The organism is Ilumatobacter sp. (genome assembly GCF_041688325.1).
GTDB lineage: Bacteria > Actinomycetota > Acidimicrobiia > Acidimicrobiales > Ilumatobacteraceae > Ilumatobacter_A.
This window is the reverse complement of record NZ_JBDNIJ010000437.1, coordinates 1-2,208: the sequence shown is the minus strand read 5'-3', so window position 1 is coordinate 2,208 and position 2,208 is coordinate 1. Positions and strand designations below refer to the sequence as shown.

Genomic DNA, 2,208 nt, shown 5'->3' with positions numbered 1-2,208 from the left:
GCAAACGCATCGCGGCGGAGTCGACCTTCGCCACGAAGGCCGATGCGCGAGCTTTTCTTGCCGGGGTCGAGACCGACCTCAATCGGGGCAACTACATCGATCCGTCAGCTGGGCGAATCACCTTCGCCGAGTACTCAGGTTGGTGGATCGAACAGCGACCGCTGCGATCTCGAACGCGCGAGACGTACGACTCGCAGCTCAAGCATCTGCTCGCCGCATTCGGTTCGGCTCAGCTCAGCGTCATTTCGTCGGCCGACGTCCGCACCTGGCACGGCCGGCTCTCGCAGACGAGCTTGCATCCGAACACGGTGTCGAAGATCTACCGACTGTTGCGGACGATCCTGACGACTGCCGTCGACGACGGCGTGCTGTCACAGAACCCAGCACGAATTCGCGGCGCCTCGAAGGAACGCGCCGTCGAGCGGCCGCTGCTCACGTGGGACGACGTCGTCGCTCTCGGGAACGCGATCGAGCCTCGCTTCAACGCACTGGTGTGGACCGCCGCTGCGTCCGGTCTTCGCTTTGGTGAACTCTCCGGACTCACCATCCGCCACTTCGATGTCGACCGCTCTGAGCTGCGCGTCTCCCAGACGCTCTACTACAAGAAGGGCTCCGGAGCGACGCTCGGTCCACCGAAGACTGAGAGCGCTCATCGCACGGTTGTCGTAACTGCACAGATCACCCAGCGGCTCTGCGACCACATCGAGACATTCATCGAGGACCGCAGTCCGAATGGTCTGGTCTTCACGTCGGTCAAGGGGAGCCCGCTCCTCAATCGGACGTTCTCTCCGTACTGGCATCGAGCAATCGATGGAACCCATCTCACTGACATCCGGTTCCACGATCTTCGCCACCTCGCTGGCATCGAAGCTGCGACCGCTGGAGCGTCACTGCGAGAGGTGATGGCACGAATGGGGCACGCCACGAGTGATGCATCGCTTCGCTGCCTCAAGGCAGCCGAGATCAGGGACCGAGACATTGCCGAGGCAATTGCGAAGCGGATGCCGGAACGATGAGGCCGGGTCCGAACTTGCGCCCGCTTGGTCGGGCCGCCTCACTCTCGCGTGAGAGGCTGGCTTGATGCCCTCCAGTTTTCAAGCAGTGGCGGTGCTCGTCTTTGCGCTCCTCCCGGGAGCCCTCTACGTCTGGTCCTTCGAACGTCAGGCGGGTCGATACGGCATCGGGGCCAGCGATCGCGTCCTGCGATTCATCGGTGTCTCGGCCATCTTTCTCGCCTTCCTCGCAGCACCGCTCTACTGGCTTTACTCCCGATTCTGGGATCGGTTCGTCAGCGGCGAGGACTTGCCGCTCGCGCTCGCAACCATCCCGATCCTCTACATCGCGACGCCAATCCTGATCGGTACGACCATCGGTGTCGGGCTACGTCGAGGACGACGTTGGGTCCGCTGGCTCACCGGGCCCGACCCTGCACCTCGGGCGTGGGACCACCTCTTCCAGTACCGGCAAGACGGTTGGATCCGGTGTCGTATGAAGTCCGGTGTCTGGCTCGCTGGCGCATACGCAACAGCCAACGGGCGTCAGTCGTACTCGGCCGGGTACCCGGAGGAACAGGATCTGTACCTTGCTGCAACAGTGGCGGTCGACCCCGAGACTGGAGCGTTCGAGATCGACGACAAGGGCGACCCGGTCGTCGGCACCGGCGGTTTGCTCCTACAATGGAGCGAGATCGAATACCTTGAGTTCATCGACGCGTGATCGAAGGAGTGATGATGTCTGACAACTCACGACAGCGAAACCCACAGCAGATCGAGAAGCGCGGCGGATACGGCTCGTCCTCGAAGCCGGTCGCACAGCTCAAGCGGCCGCCAGCCGGCGCAGCTCCCGGCGCGCCGCGACCGACAAAACCCGCAACGAAGTAACTCCCACCTATTTGACTGACGCGGACGACCCGTGTTCAACGGCGAACCGCTTCGACGCGGCGCTCGGTAACCCATGCATCGACGTCACCCGGTTCGAAGCGAACAAACTTGCCGAGTTTGCAGAACGGAATCCTTCGCTCGTCGATAAGTCGACGAACAAATCTCGGGCTGACGCAGAGGCGCTCGGCCACCTGATTCACATCGAGTAGCGGTGCGGCTGAAGTCGTAATGTCGCTCATGTGTCGGCGGCCATGAGATCCTGCCCATGGGCGGTCATGTAGCTGCCCGTTGGTGGCCAACAGAATTGCCCACTGGCGGTCACGGGTTC

General features: G+C 62.5%; 3 protein-coding genes. 2 read left to right on the top strand and 1 reads right to left on the bottom strand.

The window, feature by feature from the left end; all coding sequences use genetic code 11:
- Together xerC and ACH2EI_RS21275 are read left to right on the top strand one after the other, a co-directional pair.
- A partial coding sequence (gene xerC / locus ACH2EI_RS21280) for a tyrosine recombinase XerC (RefSeq protein WP_395161507.1) occupies positions 1-1,016 on the top strand: 1,016 nt, incomplete at its 5' end.
- A 64-nt stretch (positions 1,017-1,080) separates the two neighbouring features.
- Positions 1,081-1,716 carry a DUF6338 family protein gene (locus ACH2EI_RS21275; protein ID WP_395161505.1) on the top strand — a complete coding sequence of 212 codons (636 nt, stop codon included), beginning with the start codon at positions 1,081-1,083 and terminating at the stop codon, positions 1,714-1,716.
- Positions 1,717-1,915: 199 nt separating this feature from the next.
- Here the strand turns inward: ACH2EI_RS21275 and ACH2EI_RS21270 are convergent.
- A partial coding sequence (locus tag ACH2EI_RS21270; protein ID WP_395161503.1) for a helix-turn-helix domain-containing protein occupies positions 1,916-2,208 on the bottom strand: 293 nt, incomplete at its 5' end.

Coding starts and splice junctions, on each gene's coding strand:
- ACH2EI_RS21275 (WP_395161505.1), top strand. CDS start 1,081: ATGCCCTCCAGTTTTCAAGCAGTGGCGGTGCTCGTCTTTGCGCTCCTC.